This window comes from Providencia sp. PROV080, from assembly GCF_033688105.1.
In the GTDB taxonomy this organism is placed as follows: domain Bacteria; phylum Pseudomonadota; class Gammaproteobacteria; order Enterobacterales; family Enterobacteriaceae; genus Providencia; species Providencia zhejiangensis.
In genome coordinates this window covers 1,074,773-1,098,968 of sequence record NZ_CP096346.1, presented here as the reverse complement: position 1 = coordinate 1,098,968, position 24,196 = coordinate 1,074,773, and the positions used below count along the sequence as shown (strand labels likewise).

At 53.7% G+C, this 24,196-nt stretch carries 28 protein-coding genes; 2 read left to right on the top strand and 26 right to left on the bottom strand.

The genetic code is table 11. The features are described 5' to 3' along the window. Window positions 1–10 precede the first annotated feature (10 nt). The 11 genes from M1F03_RS04675 to M1F03_RS04625 form a co-directional block, all read right to left on the bottom strand. Entirely contained in the window at window positions 11–1,012 is a 1,002-nt protein-coding gene (locus tag M1F03_RS04675) for a DUF1281 domain-containing protein (RefSeq protein ID WP_004245726.1), read from the bottom strand. Window positions 1,013–1,096: 84 nt separating this feature from the next. Then, entirely contained in the window at window positions 1,097–1,396 is a 300-nt protein-coding gene (locus M1F03_RS04670) for a TA system toxin CbtA family protein (RefSeq protein WP_001038587.1), read from the bottom strand. Window positions 1,397–1,405: 9 nt separating this feature from the next. Next, window positions 1,406–2,380: an ArdC family protein gene (locus M1F03_RS04665; RefSeq protein ID WP_012368428.1), complete on the bottom strand. Its 975-nt coding sequence runs from the start codon at window positions 2,378–2,380 to the stop codon at window positions 1,406–1,408. 152 nt (window positions 2,381–2,532) lie between these two features. Beyond that, a complete protein-coding gene (locus tag M1F03_RS04660) occupies window positions 2,533–3,180 on the bottom strand; it encodes a hypothetical protein (protein ID WP_004239680.1) in 648 nt (215 codons plus the stop codon). After that, window positions 3,180–3,692: a hypothetical protein gene (locus M1F03_RS04655; RefSeq protein WP_000542402.1), complete on the bottom strand. Its 513-nt coding sequence runs from the start codon at window positions 3,690–3,692 to the stop codon at window positions 3,180–3,182. Before M1F03_RS04655 ends, M1F03_RS04660 begins: the two co-directional genes overlap by 1 nt. A gap of 110 nt (window positions 3,693–3,802) precedes the next feature. Further along, the gene (locus M1F03_RS04650) at window positions 3,803–4,159 is read right to left on the bottom strand and encodes a hypothetical protein (RefSeq protein ID WP_004239684.1); all 357 of its coding nucleotides are present in this window, start codon (window positions 4,157–4,159) and stop codon (window positions 3,803–3,805) included. Window positions 4,160–4,255: 96 nt separating this feature from the next. Next, window positions 4,256–4,678 carry a hypothetical protein gene (locus tag M1F03_RS04645; RefSeq protein WP_000639097.1) on the bottom strand — a complete coding sequence of 141 codons (423 nt, stop codon included), beginning with the start codon at window positions 4,676–4,678 and terminating at the stop codon, window positions 4,256–4,258. 166 nt (window positions 4,679–4,844) lie between these two features. Beyond that, window positions 4,845–5,162 carry a hypothetical protein gene (locus M1F03_RS04640; protein WP_000171971.1) on the bottom strand — a complete coding sequence of 106 codons (318 nt, stop codon included), beginning with the start codon at window positions 5,160–5,162 and terminating at the stop codon, window positions 4,845–4,847. 81 nt (window positions 5,163–5,243) lie between these two features. Beyond that, window positions 5,244–5,606 carry a hypothetical protein gene (locus M1F03_RS04635; protein WP_004245735.1) on the bottom strand — a complete coding sequence of 121 codons (363 nt, stop codon included), beginning with the start codon at window positions 5,604–5,606 and terminating at the stop codon, window positions 5,244–5,246. Window positions 5,607–5,954: 348 nt separating this feature from the next. Beyond that, window positions 5,955–6,566 carry an SGNH/GDSL hydrolase family protein gene (locus M1F03_RS04630; protein WP_000861660.1) on the bottom strand — a complete coding sequence of 204 codons (612 nt, stop codon included), beginning with the start codon at window positions 6,564–6,566 and terminating at the stop codon, window positions 5,955–5,957. 7 nt (window positions 6,567–6,573) lie between these two features. Next, the gene (locus M1F03_RS04625; protein ID WP_004239692.1) at window positions 6,574–7,482 is read right to left on the bottom strand and encodes an integrase domain-containing protein; all 909 of its coding nucleotides are present in this window, start codon (window positions 7,480–7,482) and stop codon (window positions 6,574–6,576) included. A 400-nt stretch (window positions 7,483–7,882) separates the two neighbouring features. Here M1F03_RS04625 and M1F03_RS04620 point away from each other — a divergent pair, with 400 nt between their 5' ends. Next, window positions 7,883–8,104, top strand: coding sequence for a hypothetical protein (locus M1F03_RS04620; protein WP_012368432.1), 222 nt, complete (start codon window positions 7,883–7,885; stop codon window positions 8,102–8,104). 420 nt (window positions 8,105–8,524) lie between these two features. Here the strand turns inward: M1F03_RS04620 and M1F03_RS04615 are convergent, their stop codons facing one another. After that, on the bottom strand, window positions 8,525–8,764 hold the full coding sequence (locus M1F03_RS04615; protein ID WP_004245739.1) for a hypothetical protein: 240 nt from the start codon (window positions 8,762–8,764) through the stop codon (window positions 8,525–8,527). Continuing rightward, window positions 8,764–9,063, bottom strand: coding sequence for a hypothetical protein (locus M1F03_RS04610; RefSeq protein WP_004245740.1), 300 nt, complete (start codon window positions 9,061–9,063; stop codon window positions 8,764–8,766). The genes M1F03_RS04615 and M1F03_RS04610 overlap by 1 nt, the downstream gene beginning before the upstream one ends. A 342-nt stretch (window positions 9,064–9,405) precedes the next feature. Between M1F03_RS04610 and M1F03_RS04605 the strand changes: the two genes are divergently transcribed. After that, complete coding sequence (locus M1F03_RS04605; protein ID WP_004239694.1) at window positions 9,406–9,813, top strand: DUF3742 family protein; 408 nt, start codon at window positions 9,406–9,408, stop codon at window positions 9,811–9,813. A 42-nt stretch (window positions 9,814–9,855) separates the two neighbouring features. Here M1F03_RS04605 and M1F03_RS04600 read toward each other — a convergent pair whose 3' ends face one another. The 13 genes from M1F03_RS04600 to M1F03_RS04540 all read right to left on the bottom strand — a co-directional run bounded on the left by M1F03_RS04600 (window position 9,856) and on the right by M1F03_RS04540 (window position 24,195). Further along, window positions 9,856–11,370 carry a conjugal transfer protein TraG N-terminal domain-containing protein gene (locus M1F03_RS04600; RefSeq protein ID WP_000988923.1) on the bottom strand — a complete coding sequence of 505 codons (1,515 nt, stop codon included), beginning with the start codon at window positions 11,368–11,370 and terminating at the stop codon, window positions 9,856–9,858. Continuing rightward, window positions 11,367–11,705, bottom strand: a complete 339-nt coding sequence (locus M1F03_RS04595; RefSeq protein ID WP_000160224.1) for a hypothetical protein — start codon at window positions 11,703–11,705, stop codon at window positions 11,367–11,369. The genes M1F03_RS04600 and M1F03_RS04595 overlap by 4 nt, the downstream gene beginning before the upstream one ends. Next, a complete protein-coding gene (locus tag M1F03_RS04590; protein ID WP_004239696.1) occupies window positions 11,706–13,148 on the bottom strand; it encodes an integrating conjugative element protein in 1,443 nt (480 codons plus the stop codon). Between the two features lie 14 nt (window positions 13,149–13,162). Next, the gene (locus tag M1F03_RS04585; protein ID WP_012368435.1) at window positions 13,163–14,137 is read right to left on the bottom strand and encodes a TIGR03756 family integrating conjugative element protein; all 975 of its coding nucleotides are present in this window, start codon (window positions 14,135–14,137) and stop codon (window positions 13,163–13,165) included. Further along, complete coding sequence (locus tag M1F03_RS04580) at window positions 14,134–14,574, bottom strand: TIGR03757 family integrating conjugative element protein (RefSeq protein WP_004239699.1); 441 nt, start codon at window positions 14,572–14,574, stop codon at window positions 14,134–14,136. Before M1F03_RS04580 ends, M1F03_RS04585 begins: the two co-directional genes overlap by 4 nt. Before the next feature lie 78 nt (window positions 14,575–14,652). Then, window positions 14,653–16,878, bottom strand: coding sequence for a trimeric autotransporter adhesin TaaP (taaP, locus tag M1F03_RS04575; protein ID WP_004239700.1), 2,226 nt, complete (start codon window positions 16,876–16,878; stop codon window positions 14,653–14,655). 94 nt (window positions 16,879–16,972) lie between these two features. Then, window positions 16,973–19,840, bottom strand: a complete 2,868-nt coding sequence (locus M1F03_RS04570) for a conjugative transfer ATPase (protein ID WP_004239701.1) — start codon at window positions 19,838–19,840, stop codon at window positions 16,973–16,975. Continuing rightward, window positions 19,840–20,277, bottom strand: coding sequence for a TIGR03751 family conjugal transfer lipoprotein (locus tag M1F03_RS04565; protein WP_004245744.1), 438 nt, complete (start codon window positions 20,275–20,277; stop codon window positions 19,840–19,842). Before M1F03_RS04565 ends, M1F03_RS04570 begins: the two co-directional genes overlap by 1 nt. Further along, window positions 20,274–20,759, bottom strand: a complete 486-nt coding sequence (locus M1F03_RS04560; protein WP_004239705.1) for a hypothetical protein — start codon at window positions 20,757–20,759, stop codon at window positions 20,274–20,276. The genes M1F03_RS04565 and M1F03_RS04560 overlap by 4 nt, the downstream gene beginning before the upstream one ends. Beyond that, window positions 20,756–22,252 carry a TIGR03752 family integrating conjugative element protein gene (locus M1F03_RS04555; protein WP_004239706.1) on the bottom strand — a complete coding sequence of 499 codons (1,497 nt, stop codon included), beginning with the start codon at window positions 22,250–22,252 and terminating at the stop codon, window positions 20,756–20,758. Before M1F03_RS04555 ends, M1F03_RS04560 begins: the two co-directional genes overlap by 4 nt. Further along, a complete protein-coding gene (locus M1F03_RS04550) occupies window positions 22,249–23,145 on the bottom strand; it encodes a TIGR03749 family integrating conjugative element protein (protein WP_000023746.1) in 897 nt (298 codons plus the stop codon). The genes M1F03_RS04555 and M1F03_RS04550 overlap by 4 nt, the downstream gene beginning before the upstream one ends. Beyond that, a complete protein-coding gene (locus M1F03_RS04545; RefSeq protein WP_000033152.1) occupies window positions 23,142–23,786 on the bottom strand; it encodes a PFL_4703 family integrating conjugative element protein in 645 nt (214 codons plus the stop codon). Before M1F03_RS04545 ends, M1F03_RS04550 begins: the two co-directional genes overlap by 4 nt. Beyond that, entirely contained in the window at window positions 23,779–24,195 is a 417-nt protein-coding gene (locus M1F03_RS04540) for a TIGR03750 family conjugal transfer protein (protein ID WP_004239708.1), read from the bottom strand. The genes M1F03_RS04545 and M1F03_RS04540 overlap by 8 nt, the downstream gene beginning before the upstream one ends. Between the last annotated feature and the right edge of the window lies 1 nt (window position 24,196).

Genomic DNA, 24,196 nt, shown 5'->3' with positions numbered 1-24,196 from the left:
TACGGAAACCTCACCCTCCGTAATGTGGCAATGAATCAAGAATATAGTCCGGTCCCGTCACATCCTGGAAACCGTCCTCATTCTCTTCATCACTGAACTCAATCTCATCAGATTCATGGTCGGTTAACCGGCCATGGTCATACTCGCTGTATCCGCAGAAACCACAGCCTTCTTCGGCATAGACATGACGGACCTGACAGCGGAAACGCGCAGACAGAGCACACAAAACCGCTGCTGACGGCGGCCCCCACGGAGTATCAAACTCTGCGGATAACTCCGTCGCATACCCGCCATCAATACAGTGAAAACCACTGCCGTTCGGCCATTTCACACCATAACGGCACTGATAAAGGTGATATGTACTGTTACCGGGGGCAAACGCCTGCCAGCGCGCCTGCCGCCAGATGACCTCCGGTGTTTTCCATAAACAGCCGTTAAAACCGTGTAATTCAGCCGCAAGGCTGGTCGGTAACAGAGTCCGCATATCCATCGGTATGGCTTCTCCGGTACTGCGAAGGTACTGAATATCCTCCCAGGCTGTCGCCACCCGGCTCTCATCCTCTCCGGTAAACCGGTTAAGCCAGTCAAAACTGCTTCCCGATAACAACGGGGACAGTCTCGCTTTCTGCGTCGCCGTCAGCGAGTCCCAGGAATGGTACGCCCCGCCTTCAGATAACCACATCTGATACCACTGATGGATTTGCTGACAACATGACGGTGTCAAATCCGGTGCAGTCATCAGCAGGTCAACCCAGTGCGTGAAAGCCGTGTTTCCCGGGGAAACAGGCCCGGTTGCACCGTATGAAGTCAGTTCCGGTAACGGCGGAAAAGACAGCGGTCTGACCGGTTTCAGTATCCCCGCGCAGCCGGCCAGCAACAAATGCAGACTTTGTGCTATCGCCGTCTGCCAGGCGGGTATCCCATCATCCGCATATATCCAGTGTTTAAGAGCCGGCATATCCGCCGCGTTGTGTAAGGTGATGTCAAGTCGGTTCGAGCACCAGTTTGGCATGATGATGTCCTCTTTTCAGAATAAAAAAGAGGGCTTATCCCGTGAGGAACAAGCCCTCACGGGAAAGATGTCAGTCGTTAATCGTTAAGGATTATCCGGCATGACATCCGGGTTAATGGCACCGCTCAGCTGAGCCTGTGCAAGTAAGGCATCGCTGTCACTGACATACGGGGATGCCGGCAGATAACAGGATGCATTCAGTTTATCCAGGTGGTACTTATCCACCAGACGGTTGACCACCGATACCGGCGATATCCCGAGTTCAATCATCCGGGACACCTCAGCATCATCGGACAATCCGGTATCACTCAGCGTAATGCCGTAATGCACTTGCAGTAACTGATGTACCAGTAACTGAAAGCGGATAATGGTCATTTTGTTCATCGCAGTCTCCTACGCGGCCTGTCGGGATGCGGCCACATTCAGTAAAAACTCACAGGCCTGGCGGGCCTGCCCGGCGGCCCGGAACAACGCTTTTTTGTCCGATTTCAGTACCCGCAGCCAGCTGTCAAGATAGCTTTCATGGTTCACTTCTCCCTCGACGCTTAACTGCGCACAAAGAAAAGCGCTGCCCATTTCCGCAACCAGCTCCTCAAAACTGTACAGCGGGTCACCAAACTTCAGGGACGATGAGGTGATGCCTTCACGGGCCAGCCTGGACGGATGACCGGTACTGTGCACCAACTCATGCAGTAAGGTGGCCTGGTAATCGGCATTCCGGTCAAACTGTGACGACAGCGGCATCACAATCCGGTCCTGTGACGGACTGTAATACGCCCGGTTCTGCGCCGCACTGGTCACCTTCACGCCGCTGGCATTCAGGATATCCAGCACCCGGTGCGTGGCCGGCAGGGTTATCCCTGCTGTCTCCTCTCCGGGTAGTCGCCGGTTTTCGTAAAAATGCGCCGGCAGGTCATCACACTGGGCTATGTTAAATAACGGATTCGCCTTTATCATCGGCACCTCCGTCATCACCACCTCACCGTGTTCATCCCGCAGCAGCTCACCGTGACGGTCTTTTGCCGGCACCTTCACCGGTTTGAATATCACAGTATTCGTCGCCATTTCGCCTTTACGGACATGGCCACCCAGTTGCTGTGCCTGACGGTAAGTCAGCCAGATATCGTAACCAAAGCCCTGCTCCGCCGCCGACAACCATAACAGCAGCACATTTATCCCCTGGTAGGAATGACCGGTCAGGGCGTTCACCGGAAAACCGGTGCCTGTCCCTTCCGACGGCCGCCATGGTCGTTTCCACGGACGGGTGCCTTTTTCCAGCGCGGCCACAATACGGTCAGTCACTTCCTGATAAATATCGCGAACCGGCTTATCCGCTGCCGGACGGCGTTTACGGTCAGATTTTTTCATCGGAATACCCTCAATAAAAAAGGTGTATCCCGTCCTGACGGTGAGATACACCATCAGGTGAAAAAACAATATGGTTAATTTTCAACCGGCGTTTCCAGTGGAAACACTGATTAAAATGTGTTCAGTGCTTCCCGGGGAAACACCTTACCTGATTACCACCAGGCCACAAAAAACAGTGACTCTGCGTCAAAGTCAAACGTCTCCGTTATCTCTGACAGCCAGCGTCTGACGCCTTCCACATCAGCCCAGTACGCCTCATCATAAGCCGTTGAACCAAAGAAAAAGCCCTCAGTGGTCGGGAACCGTGTCTGACAGTTTTCCGGTGTCAGTGCCTGCAAGTCCTGCTGTAAAGCCCGCAGATGGGCCTCTGTCACCAGCACCTTTTCACAGTTCTCAAAAGCCCCGATATGGTCATGCACCCACTTAAACAGCGCATTAACCTTACGGAAATACCCGACTTCAATATCGCCGTCGCTGTCCGCTTCTGCGTAACGTGAGGCGGGTATCCGGCTTTTGTCTGTACCACGCTTTTCACTGGCATAAAAGTAAATATCGAGTCCCTTCTGCTCAGCATCTCTGACACACGATAACGCACACGCCAGCGTGTCCCAGTTGATCCCCAGCTCCGCATCAAAATGATGTGCAACATGCGTTAATGTTGCCCGTGTCTCTGCCGGACAAGCCGTTTCATCAACATAGGTAACATCATCGGGGAACCACATCTCACACAAGACGAATGCCTCCGGATTGCAGCGGGATAAATCCGCTATCAGTTCCCGTATCGTACAGGCTCTGGCCATTATCCTGCCTCCGGTAAACCTATCCCTTCCGGTAACGTCAGGATAAGATAAGGAAATACCTGACTGACATAGTCCAGCACCGGCTGCCAGTCCCGGATATCCCCGTCAGAAGAGACCGAAAAATATCCCGGGCACAGGTTGTACAACAACAGTAATGCCGCGACTACAAACACGTCATAGGGTTTGTATGCTGTCTTGCAGAAATCCCAGTAGTCCTCTACGGGGATTTCGCGCTGAACAATAAACGTCTCATGATTCATGTCATCAGCCGCATTACCGTTAAAACAAAGCGCCTCACCGTCGTCGGTGAATAATGAGCCATCATTCAGCCGTTTTTCCTCCAGGCCATCACACAACACAATAGGTTTATCTGGGTATCCGCCGCAAATCTGCTCTGCGGATATGGGATTGGCCAGATAGTGGTGATAGAGCTTGTCCAGATGTTCACGGAAGTTCTGCCACATCAGGGGGTCAACGCTTTGTTTTTGTGTAAAATAATGTGTATATCCCATGTGATAAATCCTCATTCTGATTAAAAAAATGGCGGATTCATCTCCTGACGGAAATCAATCCGCCGGGCGGGGTCATAACAAAAAGTCAATGGTGCTATCAGTACAACAAATCAGCGACACCAGGCATAACGCACCTGTGCCAGCTGGTATGTCAGTGCAAATCCGGCACGGGAGGCCGCTTTTATGGAACAAAATGTCCTGCTGTCCAGCGAGGTTATCAACGAATGAAAGCGGTATTCTTTCGAATGCGCGCCCAGACGTACAGTAATGCGGATCCTGAACTGCCGGGGATTCACTTTCACCACCGTCGCACGGTAAGCGCGCCGGCCGGTTCGGTTACTTATCCACGGTAATTCACCGGGTATCCCTGACGAAACAAACGGTATACGGTCATAAAAACGGTACAGCCGTTGCATGATCAGACTCAGAAATGAAAACGGTTTGTTTTCTGGCAGTAAAACAGACATGTGTGTTTCTCCGGTAAAAAAAGACGGAGAAACGTCCACCTGACGGGGAGTTTCCCCGTCGGGTAGGTAAGTAAAAAAAGAATGAATGCCGGCAAATCAGTCGCTCAGTTCGATACCGACAAGGTATTCATCAGCCATCTCCATTGCCATCCATTCACTGACGGTCTCATCCAAGCCGGCTTCACAGCCTTTCTGCCAGATCACTGCATCAATCCGCTGACCGATATCCGGTAAACGGCGAAGCAGACATGCCGGCCAGGGTCTCATCAGACCATCCGCACGCCACAGTAATAATCTGCCGTAAGCAAATCCGGCATCATAAAGCGTACACTTCATCAGCGAAATGGAATGAGGGCGGTTTTGCTCACCGGCATACCTTTCAGCCAGTTTCAAATCAGCCTCAACATTTCGCAGTGTCCGGGCTTCCTCAACCAGCCACATCAGCCATTCCCAACTCCGGGAATAGCGACAGACGTGATCGGCCACAAAGAACAGTCCGCGGGTAATGCCATAAATCATGGTTATCAAACCTGATCAGTAAATGGAAGCAGCCCCATTTCAGGGTAGCTGACTGACACCTGTGAGTCCGTTAAATCAGTCGGTTACATGCTTTTCATTTTCGTGTTGCAGGCAGCAGCGGTAACCCCAGCGCCAGGCTTCATTCCAGATTTCCGGATCGAGCCGCTCAGCGATGACTGTCAGCCGGTGAAGCAAAAATGCGGGGGCACCGGTTTGCGAGTCCATAGTAAATCAGGGCGCCAAAACGAAATGCCGTTGTATACAAATCAAGCTCAATAAACGGCAGTTCTCTGTAATCTCCGCTCTGATACATCCGTTTTTCGTCCAAACGTATCACCTCCAGTTCTTCTGCGGTGATTTTCAGCATCCGGGCATCATTAGCAACGGCCTTCAGTTGCTGAGAAACACGGGAATGCGGAAATAAATAACTGGCAATACCAGACATTACGTGGGCAACACCATAATTCAATGTAAAAAGAGTCATAAGGGCTATCCTCAGATAAGGGAATACAGCCCTCACGGGATGTTTTCCCGTATGGGTCATAAAATCAGTGAATGTCCGCCGTTAAGCACCAAACATCAGCGCTTCAACCGGATCTTCAAACTGTGCATTTTTGATCGCATCGTTGTAGATACGGCGAAAGTCAGACGCATAAGGCGTTTGCTCAGCCGCTTTCCAGACAGCGCGGACCATTTTCTCAAGATGTGGACGGGTAAAATCAGCCTCCACAGATAACGCGCCCAGTTGCTCTGCAACGGCACTGATTATCCAGAAGTTTGGCGGAAAATTATCTTCGTCCGGGTGCTCGCCAATATCCAGACGGACAAAAGCAAGAACCATGTCGAGCTCACCTGAGAGGTGATGCAGTTGCGTGAGAGAGTGCAGATCGTCAAAAAAAGACGATTCCGGAAATGTAGATACCTTCATTGAATTTCTCCTGAAAAAACGGAGAAATTCCCTGATGACGGGTGATTTCCCCGTCAGCGGGCAGGTTATATGAAGCGTTGCGTAAAAATAATCCTGATGATAACGCTATTCTGTTATCACCCTCCGTCGATTTCAAGGACGAACGGAGTTCTGTCATCGCCCGTAGGCTCCCGTCTCAGATGACCCGAGGATTGGCAGTGGCAATCACCCGTAGGCGTTCCTCTCAGATTGCCGGAACATTGGCATTGTTGTCACCCGTAGGCGCTTCTCTCAGACAACCGAAGCATTGGCAAGTTGCATTACGCAACGAGATAAGCAGATTCATTTTTAGCCGTTTTTTTATCTTTGTCAATCCTGCCCATTCAGGATTTTTACCACTTCTCTGATCACCCGTACTCCCCCTTTACGGGTAATATGTATTCCATCATCAGTTCGTACAGTTTCATTATGAATAACAGATTGCCATTGCGTTCCTAATATATGAGGCTGATTAATATCCAGATAATGAATATTTAATAACATCGCACTGTGTTTAATTATATGCCGGGTATGTATTAAATAACGTTCATGTTCCGGATTTTTTAAATGTGGTGGAGATATCCAGACAATTGTCGCTAACGGATTTTCACTTTGAATTTCAGCAATGAATTGAAATACCAGACTGTAATATTTCAGCCATTCATCCGAACCATATTGAACAAAATCATTTGTTCCGAGACTAATAATCACATTATCAAACTCCCGCAAATCGAAATTATTCACGAAAGCGATCCAATCTTTTTTACTTTTATTTATTAACCCCGAACCGGAAACATATTCTGTTTTTATTTTTTCATCCAAAACATATTTTGCTGACATTTCATAAACAGCCGTTAATGAATCACCTAAAAATAACGTCTTCGCCATTAACGGAAAACAAAAAGCAAAATTAATAAACAAAATAATTAAACAGACTTTCATTTTTATCTTATTCCTCAATATCTCCTTTCTGACTATAAACCCGTTTAATATAATCGCCACGACCGTCACCATGCCCTAAATCCATGGAGGTTAATGCATAGGCTTCCTTTTGACTGAATCCCTGACTGAGATAATATTTTTCAACATCCTGAGCATAGGCATACCGTAAACCATGATTTGATTCTTCGTGAATAAATCCGCCTATCCGTCGCATCACATTAATATAACGATCTTTGGCAGAATGTAATGACGGACGATTAATTAAATAACCGTTATGTTTATCCGCATATTCAATGGCTTTATTAATTAATGTTAATACACGGGCTTTATCCGGCACTAATGCTTCACGGGGTCTGCCTCCTTTTGTCCCAAAAACCACATGAACGCGATCTTTACCGTTTTTAAGCGCCTGTTGCCAGGTCCGTAATGATTTTACTGACTGCACGGCTTCTTCATTTCTCAATCCCAGACTACGGGATAACTGCATAGTTAATGCCACCCCCTGATCATAAGGCTCAATCCGAGCGAGCGCTTCGTGAAAGCGCTCGTCCGATATCGCGGTACGGGTGCCAGCCCTGCTGGCACCTGAAAGCCCCAGCGCCTCATTACTGAGGCGCTCATGTTTAGGGTCAGCCAGTTTATGACGTCCGGCAACACGAAATATCGCCCGGATAGCCGACATTTCGTTTTGACAGCTGCGTAAACTGATATTCTGTTCTCTGCGGGCATGGATATACATTTCAATATAGCGGGATTTCAGTTGCTCAACAGATCGTATCTGAATATTCAACCCGGCCAGCTCTGCCGCAACCCGTTCTGCAATTTTGACCCGGTCTGCAATGGTTTTAAAGCTCCCTCCGGCCTGACGTGCAAGGATATGCATTTCACGGGACAGGGCTTTTGCTCTTCTGGACATTCTCTGATTCTCCGCCTCTTTCGCTCTCAACTGGTTACCTTTTCCCGGCGCGACGGTTTTATATTGCGCATCCTGCGACCTGACAGATACCTGAGCACCGGGGCGATAAAAGGTTGAGTTGTTGAGAGGTATCAAATCAGTTCTCTGAACTGTTTGCGGTCATCAGACCGGCCCCCGTTATCAGGGCACCTCCGTCCGTCAGTTTCCTGACGTCGCCTTGGTATCGTGTCGTTTTTTCTCCTTTTTTCATAATGTTATACGTTTTTATCATCATATAAACGTTGAGCGTTGAAAGACTTTCAGCCGTTCTGAGCAATGCATTACATGTCTGTCAGATTGTCAGTTTTGCTGTAAGACCAGTATTGAAGCGTTCTGAGCGTATGCACTTGCGTGCGTCACTTTGTCTTCGTTTCACTTGACGAAAGTGACGCACGCCCATCATTCTGCTGCTCAATGTATTGCTCCGAAGATGCCGCTTTCCAAAGCTGCGCAATGGAAACGCGTCATACCGGGCATACAAAGGTTGCAGAAAGCAGGACGTATTCGTCAGAACACATCAGAAGAGGCAGATACACGTTATCGCATACTCTGCTTTTTTGTGGATATCCGGGTGACCGGATAGCTGTGACATGGTCACTGAAGTGCAGTTAATCCTGATGATAACGCTATTCTGTTATCACCCTCCGTCGATTTCAAGGACGAACGGAGTTCTGTCATCGCCCGTAGGCCCTCGTCTCAGATGACCCGAGGATTGGCAGTGGCAATCACCCGTAGGCGTTCCTCTCAGATTGCCGGATTGGCATTGTTGTCACCCGTAGGCGCTTCTCTCAGACAACCGAAGCATTGGCAATGTTGCATTAAGCAACGGTGTAACGTGGTAAATTTAATCAAACTTTCTTTTTTCGTCAATACCCGATAAAGAAAAAGGAGAATATTTTACATCCTCCTTTTTCTCTTTATTAAATATCCCCTTGTTGGTTCTTCATCGTATTAATAATCAATGCCATCTTTAATCACGAAAACTCAACAATCAGATATGTTTTTATTTGGATTTATCATAAACATCCCAAACAGGCGGTTTATTTTTCATAGAGTCAACAGAAACACGTAAGAAGGGCATATTAGTTTTAAATGTTAAAATAAAATCCAAGGACATTCTATTACAAACAGAAAAAAAACGTTTTTGTTCTTCATCAGTAAAATTTTTTTGTTTTGGGAATATAAATAAACTCCCTAAACTAACCTGACAATGTATATAACATTTCTCACCAAACCAGCTCACTAACTTATCATGATATTTTTTTCAGTAATCGTAGTCAAATATTCTTTTCTGTAAAATTTAATACCTCTCTCGATCATTAACCAAAAGAAACTTTCTTTATTCTCAGAATAAAAATTATTACAATCCCCATTACCTTCCAAAGCATCATTGTCATTTTTTTTATTATATAAACATCCTTTGTTACCATTTAATGTTGTTTTTCTCCTTGAGTATTGCTTCCTTATTTTACTGAACCAACCCCTCCTCCTCCACAAATATCCCGCCCCTATTAAGACCACAAACCAAAAAATAAAATTCATATTATCATCTCCTATATACAAGGACTCGGATACATATTAAAAACTTACTTAAACTGACATAAAAAATCAAATTCAATAAATCCATCCAGATGAAAGAATAAGATTTTTATATGAAGGCAACAAAAAAGTTATACACATACCCACCGCCACCATCAGGGCCGATGCCCTGTACGCTCCCGTTTACCCGATTGCTTGTTGGCATCGGGTTGCACTGGCTTGGTGACCGTGGATATGTGCATAACTCACAAGATGTAGACAATGATTAAAAATCGACCTAAAATTGTATTAACGATAGACGACAAGCATGAGATAAATCAGACTCACTGATTACCGGAGGGGGAAATGAGTGATAAAACAGCCGCTTCCAGAGGAGAACGCTGGGGCATAAAAGCAGCTTATAAAGCAAAATGGCTAATCAAAAAATTGAAGGCTTTCGATAAGAACTGTGTGGCAAGCGCCAAAAGCAAAAATATGCCGGGTTGGCTGGGGCATATTCCACTGGTATCTATAACTCTCGCAGTCATCGCGTTACTGGCTTATTTCAGTTTGTACATCCTATTTACCTTTGGAGCGTTGGTGATTTTATTTTCTGTAATAGAACACATTGATATTTCTTCAGGAAATAACATTCAATCCACTGATAACAATAATGAATGGCAATCCAATCTCGTTGGCAATAGTGACGACTTTAGAAATGGCAACCAAGGTTTTGGATATTATATGAACGGAATAAATATTGACGAAGATTAGCCAGCCACAAAACTAAATTTTGCAGCTGGCTTCAAAATATTATTAGTTAACTTTTTTAGAAATAGCTTGTTCTGCTAACTGTCCTCCTTTCCCCCCCGCACTATGCGCAGGTGAAGTCGCGTTAGATGTCATATTACCTAGCTCGGACCCAACTTTAGCTCCAGCCCAACCAAATGCTGTCAACCACAACGCCGGCAACACCAAAAACATCGTTCCCATTACCAGGTTCATAATGACATCATCAGACGTGTTCTGAAGCCCGTTCATATTCCACTGACTGTGCGTATCGGAATTATACAGTGCCTCCATCATCCAGCTGTCTATCCAGCGTGCCAGCTCCCACCAGAATGTCAGAAAGTTCAGCGCAAATATCACAAACGTCACCGTTATCGCCGTCTTAAATTCATACGCCGAAAACATCAGCACCATCGGGATCATGATATACACCGCCATTAACATCAGCCCCTGCACCATCGGTAAGGACTGTCGCATCGTATCAAAGGCAGGGAATGCCCCCAGTGACGCCAGCGAAGTCCCGGCTACCCCTCCCATTCTGGCCAGCTCATTCATCACCGTCATATCCGCATTACCCCCGTATCCCCGGTATACCCGGCCGCCGGAGACATCCAGATTCGCCGGACTCACCAGCCGGCGGACGATGGCCTCCTCAAACTCTTTCGAGTTTTTATTAATCAGCTTCATCGCCGCCCGGGCACGCAGCCACATCCCTTCATCGGTCTGCTCTTTGACAAGTTTCAGTAACCCTGCATTCGCATCATTCCACCACTGATAACAGGTCGGGTAACCGTTGCCGTTGACATTCGCATACCCGTCATCCCGGTCGGCATCCCAGGGAAAGCCCGCCCGCGGTGTCCGTGACTGGATCTGATGATATTCCCCTTTCATAAAGGTGGCCGAGCCTATCCAGGTGATATCCTGTAACGTTTTTTCATCCTGTGTTTTTCCCTGATCTTTCGCTTTCCAGTCATACAGGGCACGTGAGTAACAGTCATCCGTAAAATCCTGAAGTGCGGCAGCCAGCGCCGGATTTTTAATGTTGCTGTGCTGCACCTCAAAACGCACCTGACGCAAATCCGGCCGGCACGGAATGCTGGCCACCGCCGCCTGAGTCACCCCTTTCGACAGCTTATGTACCAGCATCCACCACAGCGGGATTTTGGCTGTCTGATTATCCAGTGACGACACCACGCCGCTGTAACCGGATTCCGCCGGCTTCACCGGGGTCCAGGTGCCGCAGGTTTTGGTCCGGCTGGTATCAAATTGCAGGGTACTGACACTCACCTCCATCAACGGCACACAACAAAACAGGATCACCACAAAGGCGCCGTAAAGCGCGTTCTCGATACGCACAATTGCCAGTGAACCTTTGTTACCCTCATCCTCCCCCTCTTCCCGCACTTTCAGCCAGATCCCCAGCACTTTAAAGACCAGCGGCAGCGCAAACAGCCCGGTGCTGGTCAGTACCGACCACAATCCGTTATTCACCACCCAGGCCAGCAGCGTGAGAAAATACTCGAGATAACTGTTTGTCATCATAAGCCGTCACCTCCCGCCCAGACTGACCATTCACTCACCGCCACAAAGGCGGCCATCGCCAGCCCGCTGCGCTTCAGACTGCGCCGGGCCGTCTCACTGACTTTCGGGTGGTGATACAGTTTCCATAATCCAACCGCCACGGCTCCGTACAACACACACCGCCAGACCAGCCAGAACCAGCGGGCACGGTAAAACGCCCGGCGCAGACTGTCCGCCTCACCGTAATAACTCAGCCCCAGCTGAGCCACCGCCAGCAACACCACCATACTGAGCAGGGTCAGCCCGGTTACTTTCAGCACCGGCCATAACCGGCGCCCGGTTTTTCCTTTCGTCATTTAACGTCCTCCGGTGTCACTGTTTTGCTCCAGTCCCTGTACACGCACATCCGTATTATCTGGGGTCTGGGTGGCAGGGTTCACCTGTGTCCGTTGCTGATCACGCTCAATCACCGTCAGCATCGCGTTATTGGCAATGGATTTACGCACTTCCATTTCCGTTTGCAGCATCCCGATTTCGCGATCCAGCTGGTCAACCGACTGGTTACCGATCTCCTGGGCTTTCGGAAAATTACCGGCATTCGGCTCCCCCTGGCCGGTGATCAGCATCCGGCGCATCGTCAGCGCCAGCTCCATCGTGTCCGCCATCGCCAGCTCACCGGCCAGACGCTGTGTTAATGCCGTTTTATCCGGATCCCGGCGCAGCGCTTCAATCACCCCCCGGGAGACCGTCAGGCTGCCGGTTTTCAGTTTCGCCAACTCTGCCGCCCCGACCGCGCCCCGGCTGTTCACCAGTTTATGCAGCTGTTCCAAATTTTCCCGGGTGGTGGTCTCCAGCACCGGTGCCAGCCCGGTTCCTGGCTGGGAACTGCCCGGTTGCTCCGCCTCACCGCCGCTCTGACAATCCGCCGGATTGGTGCAGGTGCGGACCGATTTGCTGCCCAGCACCTGTGTGACCACCTGAGCGGCTTCCTCACTGTTGGCAAAGCGCCTGCAAGCGGCTCCGTTACACTGGCCGGCCGGCACCGGGGCCGTACTGGTTGCCGGCAGACCGTTCATGATATTAAAGCCGGCCTGTGCAAAATCCTGCGCCGGCTGAATCGCAGGCTGACCAACCCCACCGCGCTGTTTCCCGCCTATCCATACAACCCCTTTATCGCCACTGCTTTGCTGAATTTGCTGGTCAGTTTTTACCGCATCCCCGTCACTGTTATTGATGATATTCTTTGCTTCTTCGAGGATCGCCGCCTGCGTCCACTGATTATTTTCTGAAAAGTCCATCATCCGTTTAGCCATGTTCTGACAGTTCAGCTGCGCCTTATCAAACGCCACATTAGCCTGCAACACCCCGTTGGTCAGCATTTCATACAGGCCGGGATTCGCCCGCTGGATAGCCATCGCCGGCAGACTGGCCACCGCCCCGGTGGCATTCTGGATCACCTCACTCATCAGATTCTTAAAGCCGGCCGTCACCCCGTTCAGCTGGTTGCCCACCGTGGTTTTGATATCAAAATTGCCGCACATCAGATCACTGTTCCAGCCCATGCTCATCCCCAGACGTTGCAGATTACTGCGCCCCGGCGGCTGGGATAACACCGTGCCGCCGCCCAGGTTGTAGTACAGTTTGTCGGAGACCGCGCCGGAAACATTTGCGCCGTAGCCGATATCATTCGCACCGGCAGAAAAATCCAGCCCGGCCCGGACAGAAAATGCCGGTACACTGCATAACACCATCAGTGTCAGCGCCGGCGGAAAAAACGTGTGTCGTTTTGCTTTCATCATCTTAAAATCCCTGCTTAAAACGTTGTGCTGTACAGAAATTTTTGCCCCATGCGCTTGCAGCAGCTGTACGGCTGCCACAATGCCCAGGCATAATTACCGTCCTGTGCCTGTGCTCCGCCCTCATCCGGAAACACCGCACAGCTGTTTTTCAGCCCCGGCGACAGGCGCTGCCATTTATGGTTTTTTGTCCCGGTATTCTCCGTCACCGCGTCCGGCGGCCAATAGCCATCCCGGCGGTTGCCTTTCAGGGGCACATAGGTATGCGCCTGCCCGGTGCGGGTCATAATATCTGCCACGCGCTGCGCCACCACAGCCGCCGCTTTATCCCCGTCCTGCTGGTTGACAAAACCGCTGCGCGGATAGAGATTTCCCCACATGTTGCCCCGGCTCTGCCCCCCGATTTCCCGTTTCCCGGGAATTATCGCTTCCGGATACGCCATTTCCGGCACACCGAGCCGCCACGGCACACTGTCGAGCGTGCTCAGGTAATAAGGAAACAGCGGTGTGGCTGCGCTGTCACAGGAATACCCCGGAATACTGCCGCCGATAAGGGTGGTTGCCGGATGACCGATAGCATCCGCATAAAAAAAGTGCAGGGCGGTTTTACGTTTTGCCTCAAACTTCTGTTCACTGTTTCCGCCCCCGGCAGATACCCCGCTCAGCACGCCGGTCACGGCATTTTCAATCCCGCCGGCCGCCCCGCTGACCAGTGACATTTCCCGCCACGGGTTTTCACCCGGGGCATGGTAGGCCGAGACCACCGCCTGCGGAATAAAATGTGACACCCGGACAGATGTCCGGATACGGCAGCCGCCCCAGCCACACTTCAGCCAGTAGCAAATCCCGCTGATACGCCAGCTGATACACGACGGTGAGGCCGCAGAAGCGACCAGAGTGGCGGTACTCAGACTGGCTTCCGCCACCGGCACCAGTGAACAACCGAGTAACAAAGCCCCCGCCAGACGCCGGCGATGTGATTGTCGGGTCATGGTTGACCTCCTCCTTCCTGTTGTTCCCGGTACTGCTGTATCTGCGTCACCGCCTGTGCAATATCGGTGGTGCCGTAAACCACCCACTGCGCATCAACGACGACCGCCGGCAGAGATGACACCCCCAGCTGCCAGGCCTGAACCACGCCCTGATAAGCCTGCCGTAATGCCGTTTCTCTGGCCTGCCAGGCCGGACTTTGTAACAGGGCGGTGATGTGCGGGGCATCCGCTTCACTCAGTTCCGTCCCCGGCTGAAGCAGGGCCTCATCCAGCAGGCGTTCAGGCGCATCCAGATACACCACCTCAAACGGGATGTCCGTCTGCGGCAGAGCGTCATCCTGCGTGGTATACAGCACCACTGCCGCCCCGGCGGTCAACGGCAGGCATGACAGCGACAGCATCAGCAATCCGGAAAGAGATAAAAATCGTTTTTTCATTCGGTCAGTCCTCACAAACGAACGGTGAGAGAAGAAAAGCGCATCAAAACCCGCCGGTGACCGGCGGGTTTTCACCGGTTACCAGCCCACCGCAAACCCGGCGCCGATACTGGTATCGCCGCCGTTATTCCATGACGCATTCAGGCGCACATTGGTATTGGCCGTCGGCTTATACTGCACCCCGGTGGCTATCGCCTGTGCATCACGGTAATGCCCCATCGCCATCCCGAACGAAAAACGCTCACTGTTCACATACGGAATGGAAGATATTGCGGTCACCCCGGCAATCCCCGCATTGGCCCGTTTCTCCACCTGACTGATTTTATTGTCCAGCTGACTGAAACGCTGGTCGGTATACTGCCGGGCATTGTCCAGCACCGTGTGGGTCACCTGCCCGAACGTCTCATCGGTATAGCGGTTTGCGGCCGCCAGGGTCTGTTCCTCCCCCTCAATACGGGCCTGCTGCTCTTCCGTAATCCGCTTGTTTATCTTCGCCTCACTGTACTGAATGCTCACATCGGTGTAGTCCATGGCCTGTTTCAGCGTCTGCTTATCGCCGGCAATACGCGCATCCCGCTCCTCATCCAGTTGCCCTTTGTTGACCGCATCCGTTTTTGCAATGCCGGCCGCCACATGCGTCAGAAAACGTTCCTGACCTTCACGGCCGACGGACACGCTGTTATCCCGGTCAGCCAGGCTGCCGTCCCCCAGTGCCACACTGTTTTTCGCCAGCGCCCGGGCATCCACACTCAGTGCCACGGATTTTTCGCCCAGCGCCAGACTCTTATCCCCGACCGCAACAGCCTGTTTACCCTGACTCAGCGTACTCTGCGCCTCATTCAGGGCTTTATCCGCCGCCTGATATTCCGCCTGTTTCTGCGCCAGTTCGGCTTTCACCTTCTCCAGATCCCGGATGTTTTCCAGCTCGGATTGCGTCGGACGCAAATCAGACAACTTTGTATCCAGCGCGGAGAGATCCTTTTCCAGCCGGGAGAGTTGCGTTTCTGCCTGCTTCAGTGCCTGATCGGTGACGGCTTTTTCCGCCGATAACTGCTGTTTCAGCTGTGTGGCCTGTGACGACATGGCCTGTGTGTGACTGAGCGCATTGTCCTGAAGGTACTGATCCACTTTTTGTTTCAGCGCCTCCGGGTTGGTATTCAGCCCGACGGTGTTATCCCGGGGACGGCTTTCCAGTACCAGCAGTTGCTGTAACTCTTTGGCATAATCCGGGCTGTCCGGCGATAAACTGTTGACCTTATCCAGCTGGATCAGGTAGTTCAGCTGATTCTCATAGCGGGTGAAAATACCGCTGACCATCTGATTAAAGGTGCCTTCATCGATGTTATCCAGATACAGCTCTGACAGGATCTGCTTCCCGGCCTCTGTCACCCCGGTGAGCCCCTGCTCAATTTGCTGCCGGGCATTTTTCTGATAAGCCTGATACAGATTCTTTTTCCCGTCCGCAGAGGTGATCAGGGCGATTTTGGCCAGCTCTTCCTGATAACCGGCAACGCCCTTCAGGGCCGCGGTATTCAGGTGTAAACGGGATAATTGTTTCTTCTGCTCGCTGTCCGTGACCGCATCCGACCACAGCATCGCTTTATCACTGTGGCCGGCACTCAGTACCGGGGACAGGGCCACACCCTGATAGTTGGTCGTAATCTGAGAACCGGTTTTCTCTTTGATGGTTTCATTAACCAGAGCACTTCTGGTTTTCGCTTCAATATAGGCATTAACATAACTGACATAAAACTGCGTGTCATTACTGACCGACGTATCCTGCTCAACCCGTTTTTTCACTTCCTGAGCCAGACGGTCAGCCTGCCCCTGCTGCCACAACGCCACAAAATTCTCATCCACAATCTGTGAAACCGCCCCCAGATTGCGTTCATAAATCTGTGCCATCCGGTCAGCGACCTGCTGTGCCTGTGTCACCTGCTGCTGTTGCGCGGTACGCTGACCCGCCAGGGTCTCCTGTTGCTGCAACAACGGTTTCATCGCTTCCTGACGCTCCAGAATATTGCTGTTCGCCAGCGATTTACTGTCAAACAGGGCCTGCGTCTGCATGTACTGCTCATGCGCCTGCGCCCTGTTCTGCAACAGGGCATTCTGGGCTTTCATCGCCGCCTGCGCCTGTTCCGCCGTCATATTGTTCCCCAGCGCCATACTGCCCTCACCGACAGCCGTACTGTGCTGCCCCGTGGCCACGGCCGTGTCCCCCAGTGACACGTTTTTGGCCTGTAAAGCGCAGGAATAACTGACAACCAGCGACAAAAGCGTTACTTTAACTCCCGTCGTTTTCATGACGTCATGTTTCCTCTTTTTAACATACCCAATGAAGCGGCCGGGTAAGCCGTGCTGCAACACGGTTTACCCACTCCCTGCTCCACCCGTTTCATCATCCCGGCACCCGGGGCGGTAACCCCCGTTTCCGGTCAAGTTCATCTGCCACCCTGAACGCCGCTTCCAGCTCACTGCATCCGTATTGCTCCATCAGCACCCGCCGTTGCTGCTTCTCCTCTTTTTCCGTCATCCCCAGCGCCAGATATAAGCTCGGCTGTACCACCCGGAACAGCGCCTCCACTTTCCGCGCCAGCACCACCCCTTCCGTGTAACAGCCGGAGAGTTTGGCTGCGGACAGCAGCACCTGTTTCTGCTCCTCACTGAGCGTCTTAAAGCGGGCGATTGCCTCCACCTCTTTCTGCGGCATCGTCAGACACACCCACCACTCCGCCATATTGAGCATTTTCTCGGCACAGTCCGGATAGTCATCGAGGTTCTGGGTCGCCAGCCACAGCCAGGCCCCCAGTTTCCGCCACATTTTCACCACTTTGGTCACATAGGGGGATAACAGCGGGTTGACCGTCACGATATGCGCCTCATCCACCACAAAATTAATGTCCCGGGCCCGGTACTGATCCCGCTCGGCAATATTGTTGATGGAGTTGATAAGACTCACCATCGTCAGCGCCATCTGGGCCTCATACCCTTCCCGCGCCAGGTGCCCCAAATCAATCAGGGTCACATCCGCCTCCGGCCACAGCTCCCCCGGCAGATTAAACAGCTCATGCTCAAAACTGCCCGGTTCGGTAAACATCCCCAGGGATTCCGCCATTTCGGCCGCTTTCGCCCGGCGCTGCGGATTTAATGCCCGCCCTTCCTCTTCACCTTCCCCCCGGGAGAGGGCATACAGCGCCTCCTGCAAATCCGCCGGCAGCATCTGCCGGTCGGCGGCATAAGACGCCCGGGCCCCCGCCATCAGCGCCCGGCGGATCATCGCCCGGTCAGCCCGCTTCAGCTCCGCTTCTTCCCGCACATCCCCGCCGGTGATCATCATGCGGGCGGAGATTTCCATTTCCCCCAGAATGTCACGCTGCCCGTCATCATCCTCAGATTCACTGTCCGTCTCTGGCAGTTCATCCGCATTCAGTGCCAGACGCTGTTCATCCATCATCAGCAGCTGATGCGCATCCGCAAACAGCGGCAGACGCACCCCGCTGCCGGGCTTGACACTGACCTTATTGACACTCAGCCCCAGACTGGCGTAATAGTCCGCCAGTAAACCAAAGGAGTTACCGGCCTCCGCAATAAACAGACGCGGACGGCGGACCGCCATCAGCTGCGATAACTGTGCGCATAAGGTGGCGGATTTACCGGCCCCGGTGGGACCGAATAACAGCAGATGCGCATTCTGGGTACGATCCTGTTTATTCTGCGGATCAAAGGTCAGCACCCCGCCGCCCCGGTTAAAGAAACTCCAGCCGGGATGCCCGGTGCCGCTGGTGCGCCCGGTCACCGGCAGTAATCCGGCCAGGTGCTGTACCCAGGTCAGCCGGGTATACCAGTGTTTTTTATCCGTCTGCGGGTCAAAACACATCGGCAGGGCACGCAGATACCCGTTCAGCGGCGCCACATCATATTCCGGCTTCACCGGCTCCAGACCGGCATTCAGCAGCGTGGCCGTCAGATCCACGCGCTTTTTGTTCAGTTCCTCCACCGAGCCGGCACGCAGCAGCAATGACAGGGAGGCCCGGTAAAGCTTATGGCGGTGCCCCAGTAAACCTCTGGCGGTTTCCACGTCCCGGCGGGTACGTTGCGAGTCGGTGTTTTCCCCCACCGAGTTTTTCCCCAGCCGGGTAAATTCCTGCTCCAGCGTATCCTGAGGCTGTGTGACGATGGTCATCGACAGCATCGTCCCTTCCGGAAACAGGTCCATCAGCGCATTGATATTTTTGTCACCGCGCTTCTGCTCCCCGGTCAGGTGCCCCGGCCCCGGGGCTTTACGCAGTTTTTCGATATTCACCACACCGTGCGCCAGGTTATCAAACCACCACACGCCGTTTTCCACATCCGACCGGGGCGGGGTAAACCACAGCGTTTCCGCAAAATCCTTCAGCACCGGCAGGGTGCCCGGGGCTTCCTCCGCCGCCGGCCAGTACGCCCCTTCCCGGTACAGCGTCTCCCGGTCCACCCAGTCAGGGGCCGGATTGAAATGACGCAGCAGCCACTGATGCACCTGCCTCCCGTCCTGGCGGACACACTGCACGCCGGCACTGCCCAGACTGCTGACCAGCCGGTCACACATCTGATTGAGCATCGCCACCGGCGGCATCGGATCGGTATAGCTGTTCCCCAGCCGGCGGTAAACCACCATCCGGGTCCGGCGCTGCTGTCCGCGCCAGGGTTGTCCGGTCACCTCCGTGTCCTTAAACAGCCCTTCCGGACGGGCAATCCCCCGTAAATGACGCGCCATTTCGGTCAGCCAGGCTTCGGTAAACGCGGTGCCCCGGGCCGCCGGCAGGATATAGTCCCGCAATGTGGCCAGTGTGACGCTCACGTCGTCCTCATCCTGACAAAAAAACTGCACCACCCACGGGTTATCATCATGCTCATCCAGACTGTCCTGAAGCGCATCCTCCACCGCATCCCGGATTTCGAGCAGACGGCCGGCAGAGCGCCCTTCCGTCGGCGCCGGCTCAACGGCATACACCGCCCCGACCGACACCCCGTCATCAAGCAGCAGGCATTGCTCCTCATCCAGAAATTCCACCCAGGGCAGGTAATCAATAAAGGACGGATTCGCATGGTAAATCTTCTGCTCATCCGCCCGGGTCATTTTTCCCGGCCGGGAAAGCGGCTGACGGCCTAAACCGGCATTCTCTGCCGGTGTACTGCGGTGTACGGTTTTGTCAGCCTTGTTTTCATCCGTTTTTTCAGCAGAAACCGCCTGCGCTTTCCGGCGTGAGCGGAATAATGAAAATCCCATCACAAGCCCTCCACACGCTCACCCGGCAGGGCATACTGCACTTGATGGTAAAACGGAAACACCGTACTGTATCCCGGCACCGGCAGATTGCCGGCCGAGAGATGCGGGAACACATACATCACCATGTCCGGGTTCGGCAGACGCGGAAACTGCTGATGGATCTCACTGCTTTGTGTCCGGGTATACGCGGTGTCCGCCTGCTGAAGGCGCGCGGCTTCATCATTCGTCAGGGCGCGTCGCAGGGCGCTGCGGGCGGTCTCCGTCACCGTCCGGCTGTCCGCCGCACCGTTCGGATCAGCCTGTCTGCCGGACCAGATGGCCATCATGTCGCTGTTTCCCGCCGGCAGCAGCTCCTCTTTGGAGGTGGCACAGCCGGCCAGCAACAACACCAGTGCGCACAGCACTCTGCTTTTCATCACACATTTCATCATTCTCATGATATGACGCCTCCCGCGCCCTTCAGGATCGCCCCCCGGCAGGTCAGCCGGGCAAACTCACCGTGACAGCTCAGTTCAGATAGTGAAAAAGGCACACATTGCCAGCCGGCTTTATCCGGCGCCTCCCCTTTAAAAACGGTGTACAGCAGGCGATCCCAGTCACTGTCCTGCGGCCACGCCTCATCCCGCGGGGCAAACCGGTAAACGGTAATGTCGTTGTCACTCAGCCCCACCCGGTGACGGCCCACAGACAGAACCGCCCCGGGCGTCTCACCGGCGGTACTCTGCCACGCCAGCTGTATCGTCGCCGGTGACATGCCGGCAATCAGCTGCTGTTGCTCCTCATCAAACACCTGATGACCGGCCACCGTCAGGCAAAAATGACTTCCAGTACAACCGGCCTGTCCGGCACTGAACACAAACACCAGCGGAAACGTCACCGGCGTCACAGCCAGCACCCCCGGCTTCGCAAAATACGTCACTCCAGACCTCCTTCCTCACCCTCTGTCAGTGAAAAACCGTAATTCACCCGGCGTCCCTGCGATTCATAATCCACCGGGATCTGACGGCTGATATGCACCGCGACTTTCTGCCCCGGCGGCACATACACCGCATCAAAGGTCTGCCCGTAGCGGGATTTCACCCAGTCCGCCACATCCTTAAACCCGCCGCCGATGGCACTGCCCAGCGCCGCTTTCCCCGCATCCCCAGAGAGCGAGGAGGTGATACCGTACCCGTTGTTCTGCGCGGTATACTGACTCTGCGACATCGCATCCCCGGCCGAGGCCGCTGCCGTCAGGGCAAACAGGGTCGGCAGATAGGTGCCGGCATTGGTTTTACGTTCACCGCTGATACACGGGATCCCGCTCTCATCTGAAATCCAGCCGAGCGACCCGCCGTTATTACGGGCATTCTGTCCGCTGTTGGCCTGACTGCCGCCGTCCGTCCGGTCAGCCGGCTTCGGCACCGTGCGGATCGTGCCGTCCGTAAAAACAAAGGTGATCGAGGTGATATCCCCGCGCACACAGGACAATGTCCAGTCACCGGTGGCCGAGCCGCTGATCACCGCCCCTTCCACATCCGGTAACTCAATGCCGTTCGCCGTGAGGTTGTCTTTTCCCACCACCACCTTGAACGGATACGGATCGGTCACTTTACCGTCAATGGGCACCCGCCCCAGCAACGCCGTCATCGCCTGGCTGCCCACCAGGGTGGCATTCTCCGGTATCGTGTACGCCGGTTCGGTATGGGCCTCACCGTCCACTGTACCGGAGAGCGTGCGCTGATTTTTGGCCACCCGGTCCAGTTCCGCTTTCTGACGGGTAATGGCGTTATCCTCCAGAAAAGAGGTCGGAAACGCCGGTTTAGCCGGTTGTCCGTTCACCATCCGCCCCGGTTCAGCCGGTTGTGCATCCTGCGGCTCAGCCCACAGCAACCCGTCTTTCACCGTCAGTCCGCTGCCCCCGGTATCCAGCCCCAGTCCCAGCGGAATATCGCCTTGTCCGCTGCCCTGAGCCGGCTGACCACCTGATGCTGTCAGCGTTTCCCCCAGGCTATCCAGACGCCGCATCAGTGTCTGCTGCTCCTGTTGCAGGGCACGCTGCTGACTCTCCGCTTCCTGACGGACGGAAGCCACCGCAGACTGGATCTGCCCCGACACATTCTGCTGCCGGTTACGCAGCTGCGCATTCTCTTCCAGCAATTTCTCATTCTGGGCGATCAATTCCGCCTGACGGTCACGTACCGTTTTCATAGTGCCAATCAGCGTCCTCAGTGTATCGGCCGGGGTATCCCCCTCAATCCCGAGTGACTTCAGCTCCCCTGGGTCAAGGTCATTGATTGACTGAGACAGGTTGTCCTGTCCGCTGCCGGTGACCGGCGTGTCGGGCTGGCAGCTTTTGATACCAATCAGCACCGCCAACGCCAGTGCGGACGGCACCAGAATTTTGACCAGCGTATTGGATTTCACTTTCATCGGGCTTTCCCTCCCGTCCTCCGGACAGGCGGCTCCGCAGGAAACGCCTTATCCGGTTTGCCTTTCATCACCAGATACACTGTGGTGGTATCCTCCGGTGTGCCCTTCGCGTCCAGCCACTGATGCTGGAACGTGGCGCTGACAAACTGCCCCTGCAACTGACGGGGATCCAGCACGACTTTCTGAGCGGACTGATTGGTCAGTTTCACCGCCACCACCCGGTACTCCGCCGCCTGCCAGCCGGCCAGCGGCCGCGCGATCAGTGGTTCAGACGGGTAGAGTGCTGTCAGTGTTTTTGGTAAGGTCAGTGGCAAAGGTTGTACGCCGGACACCGGCTCCACTGTTCTTAACGGTGCATACAGACTCTGGGCGGCATAACGGGTCAGTAAGACCGGTAACGGCGCCGGATAACGGGTTTTCGCTTTGCGGTCCACGCTTTCCGGTACGGCATCGGCTGCTGCCCCCGCAGCCTGCCCGCTGCGTCTGACGCTCTGACTGTCACGCTGCGTACTGACTTCACCGCTGTACACCACCCGCACCGGCTCCAGCTTCCCTTTACCGGCAGTGGCCGTCACATCCAGCAACAGGATTTCCCCGCTTTCCACATCCTGTAACTGAAGGCGGGTCTGCGGGAAGGCGCTTTCCGCCCGCAGGTACACCGCCCCTCCGGTACTCTGGATCCGCAGTTTCTCATTCAGAGACGGTGGAAAACCGACACGCACATTTTTTTCCACAAACACAATGCGCTCTTCCCCCACATGCAGAGAAACCGGTAACGGAATACGCTCCCAGCGGACCAGCTCTACCGCCTGCACCGGCAGCGGCAGAGCGGCCACAGAAAACACCGCCGAAATCCCCAGAGCACAGGCCGTCAGATGACGTTTTATGCTCATTGACTGACCTCCTTATTCTGCTCCGCCGCTTCCAGACGCTGAGGCAGCCCGTCATAGCAGTCCAGGGCCAGACCAAACGGATTACTTTCCGGATCGCCCTCCCAGCGCACCACTTTCACCGGATAACGTACCGTCGCTCGCTTGACCGGCTCCGCGCTAAAATATTCATCCGCTACCAAATCCAGGCGCACGATCCAGTTATCCCGGTCAATCACCCGGACTTTATCCTCACTGAACCCGCGTCCCGGGATCTCATACACCACCCGGGAACGCCCTTTCAGCTCCCCGAGCGTAGTACGGTAAGCGGCCTCTTTCTCAAAATACGCCCGGCAGGACGGCGTCAGATAGGCACTGAGCTGTGCAATCTTTCGCGGATAATCCACCTCGCCGTCTTTCGGCCAGGCATTCAGTTGCTGAAAAATATAAAAGCTGAAAGCGTACACCGTCGGCAGCGGCACTTCCCACCATGCCCGGGTACTGCCGGAGCGCAAATCCGGCGGATTATGGATCGTCAGTTTAGCCGGCGCCCGCATCCAGCCGGCAAAGGCCACAAACAGGCAGAGCACCAGCACCCCGCAGATCATCCGCAGTGTCAGAATGTGCTGGTCCCGGTTTTGCAGGGCATGACGAAATTTACTCATGGCGGCCTCCGGCGATATACCGGCACAGTGACAGCGCCTGCGTCCGGCGTAAAAACCAGCCCTGAGATACGGTGATGAGGGATTTTTCAGTCAGCCGTCCGGTCAGCGGCAATGTGCGGGCAAACCCGGTTTGCAGTTTCCAGGACAATCGGCGGTAGAGATAATTTTCCGGTTTTCCGCGTTTGATACGGGTCAGAAAAGTGCCGCCAAAAAACACCACCAACAGCGGCATTATCAACGCGCCGGTCGGCAGGATCACCCACCCGGCCAGCGGTAACAGCGGGATACTGATAACGCTCCCGCCCACACAACCGACACCGGCGGCGGCAAACATTTCATGGGTGGTAAATCCGCGAAAGACGGTGGGCTCTGCATTTAAGCGATCCGGCATAAAATCGATGGTCTGCATC

Bases quoted from the DNA above. Each gene is read 5' to 3' on its own strand.
- M1F03_RS04590 (WP_004239696.1), bottom strand. From the start codon at position 13,148: ATGATGAAAGCAAAACGACACACGTTTTTTCCGCCGGCGCTGACACTG.
- M1F03_RS04660 (WP_004239680.1), bottom strand. From the start codon at position 3,180: ATGGCCAGAGCCTGTACGATACGGGAACTGATAGCGGATTTATCCCGC.
- M1F03_RS04605 (WP_004239694.1), top strand. From the start codon at position 9,406: ATGAGTGATAAAACAGCCGCTTCCAGAGGAGAACGCTGGGGCATAAAA.
- M1F03_RS04640 (WP_000171971.1), bottom strand. From the start codon at position 5,162: ATGACTCTTTTTACATTGAATTATGGTGTTGCCCACGTAATGTCTGGT.
- M1F03_RS04565 (WP_004245744.1), bottom strand. From the start codon at position 20,277: ATGAGAATGATGAAATGTGTGATGAAAAGCAGAGTGCTGTGCGCACTG.
- M1F03_RS04545 (WP_000033152.1), bottom strand. From the start codon at position 23,786: ATGAGTAAATTTCGTCATGCCCTGCAAAACCGGGACCAGCACATTCTG.
- M1F03_RS04600 (WP_000988923.1), bottom strand. From the start codon at position 11,370: ATGATGACAAACAGTTATCTCGAGTATTTTCTCACGCTGCTGGCCTGG.
- M1F03_RS04665 (WP_012368428.1), bottom strand. From the start codon at position 2,380: ATGAAAAAATCTGACCGTAAACGCCGTCCGGCAGCGGATAAGCCGGTT.
- M1F03_RS04585 (WP_012368435.1), bottom strand. From the start codon at position 14,137: ATGACCCGACAATCACATCGCCGGCGTCTGGCGGGGGCTTTGTTACTC.
- M1F03_RS04630 (WP_000861660.1), bottom strand. From the start codon at position 6,566: ATGAAAGTCTGTTTAATTATTTTGTTTATTAATTTTGCTTTTTGTTTT.
- M1F03_RS04650 (WP_004239684.1), bottom strand. From the start codon at position 4,159: ATGTCTGTTTTACTGCCAGAAAACAAACCGTTTTCATTTCTGAGTCTG.
- M1F03_RS04610 (WP_004245740.1), bottom strand. From the start codon at position 9,063: ATGAATTTTATTTTTTGGTTTGTGGTCTTAATAGGGGCGGGATATTTG.
- M1F03_RS04635 (WP_004245735.1), bottom strand. From the start codon at position 5,606: ATGAAGGTATCTACATTTCCGGAATCGTCTTTTTTTGACGATCTGCAC.
- taaP (WP_004239700.1), bottom strand. From the start codon at position 16,878: ATGAAAACGACGGGAGTTAAAGTAACGCTTTTGTCGCTGGTTGTCAGT.
- M1F03_RS04670 (WP_001038587.1), bottom strand. From the start codon at position 1,396: ATGAACAAAATGACCATTATCCGCTTTCAGTTACTGGTACATCAGTTA.
- M1F03_RS04580 (WP_004239699.1), bottom strand. From the start codon at position 14,574: ATGAAAAAACGATTTTTATCTCTTTCCGGATTGCTGATGCTGTCGCTG.
- M1F03_RS04655 (WP_000542402.1), bottom strand. From the start codon at position 3,692: ATGGGATATACACATTATTTTACACAAAAACAAAGCGTTGACCCCCTG.
- M1F03_RS04540 (WP_004239708.1), bottom strand. From the start codon at position 24,195: ATGCAGACCATCGATTTTATGCCGGATCGCTTAAATGCAGAGCCCACC.
- M1F03_RS04550 (WP_000023746.1), bottom strand. From the start codon at position 23,145: ATGAGCATAAAACGTCATCTGACGGCCTGTGCTCTGGGGATTTCGGCG.
- M1F03_RS04645 (WP_000639097.1), bottom strand. From the start codon at position 4,678: ATGATTTATGGCATTACCCGCGGACTGTTCTTTGTGGCCGATCACGTC.
- M1F03_RS04570 (WP_004239701.1), bottom strand. From the start codon at position 19,840: ATGGGATTTTCATTATTCCGCTCACGCCGGAAAGCGCAGGCGGTTTCT.
- M1F03_RS04675 (WP_004245726.1), bottom strand. From the start codon at position 1,012: ATGCCAAACTGGTGCTCGAACCGACTTGACATCACCTTACACAACGCG.
- M1F03_RS04555 (WP_004239706.1), bottom strand. From the start codon at position 22,252: ATGAAAGTGAAATCCAATACGCTGGTCAAAATTCTGGTGCCGTCCGCA.
- M1F03_RS04625 (WP_004239692.1), bottom strand. From the start codon at position 7,482: ATGTCCAGAAGAGCAAAAGCCCTGTCCCGTGAAATGCATATCCTTGCA.
- M1F03_RS04595 (WP_000160224.1), bottom strand. From the start codon at position 11,705: ATGACGAAAGGAAAAACCGGGCGCCGGTTATGGCCGGTGCTGAAAGTA.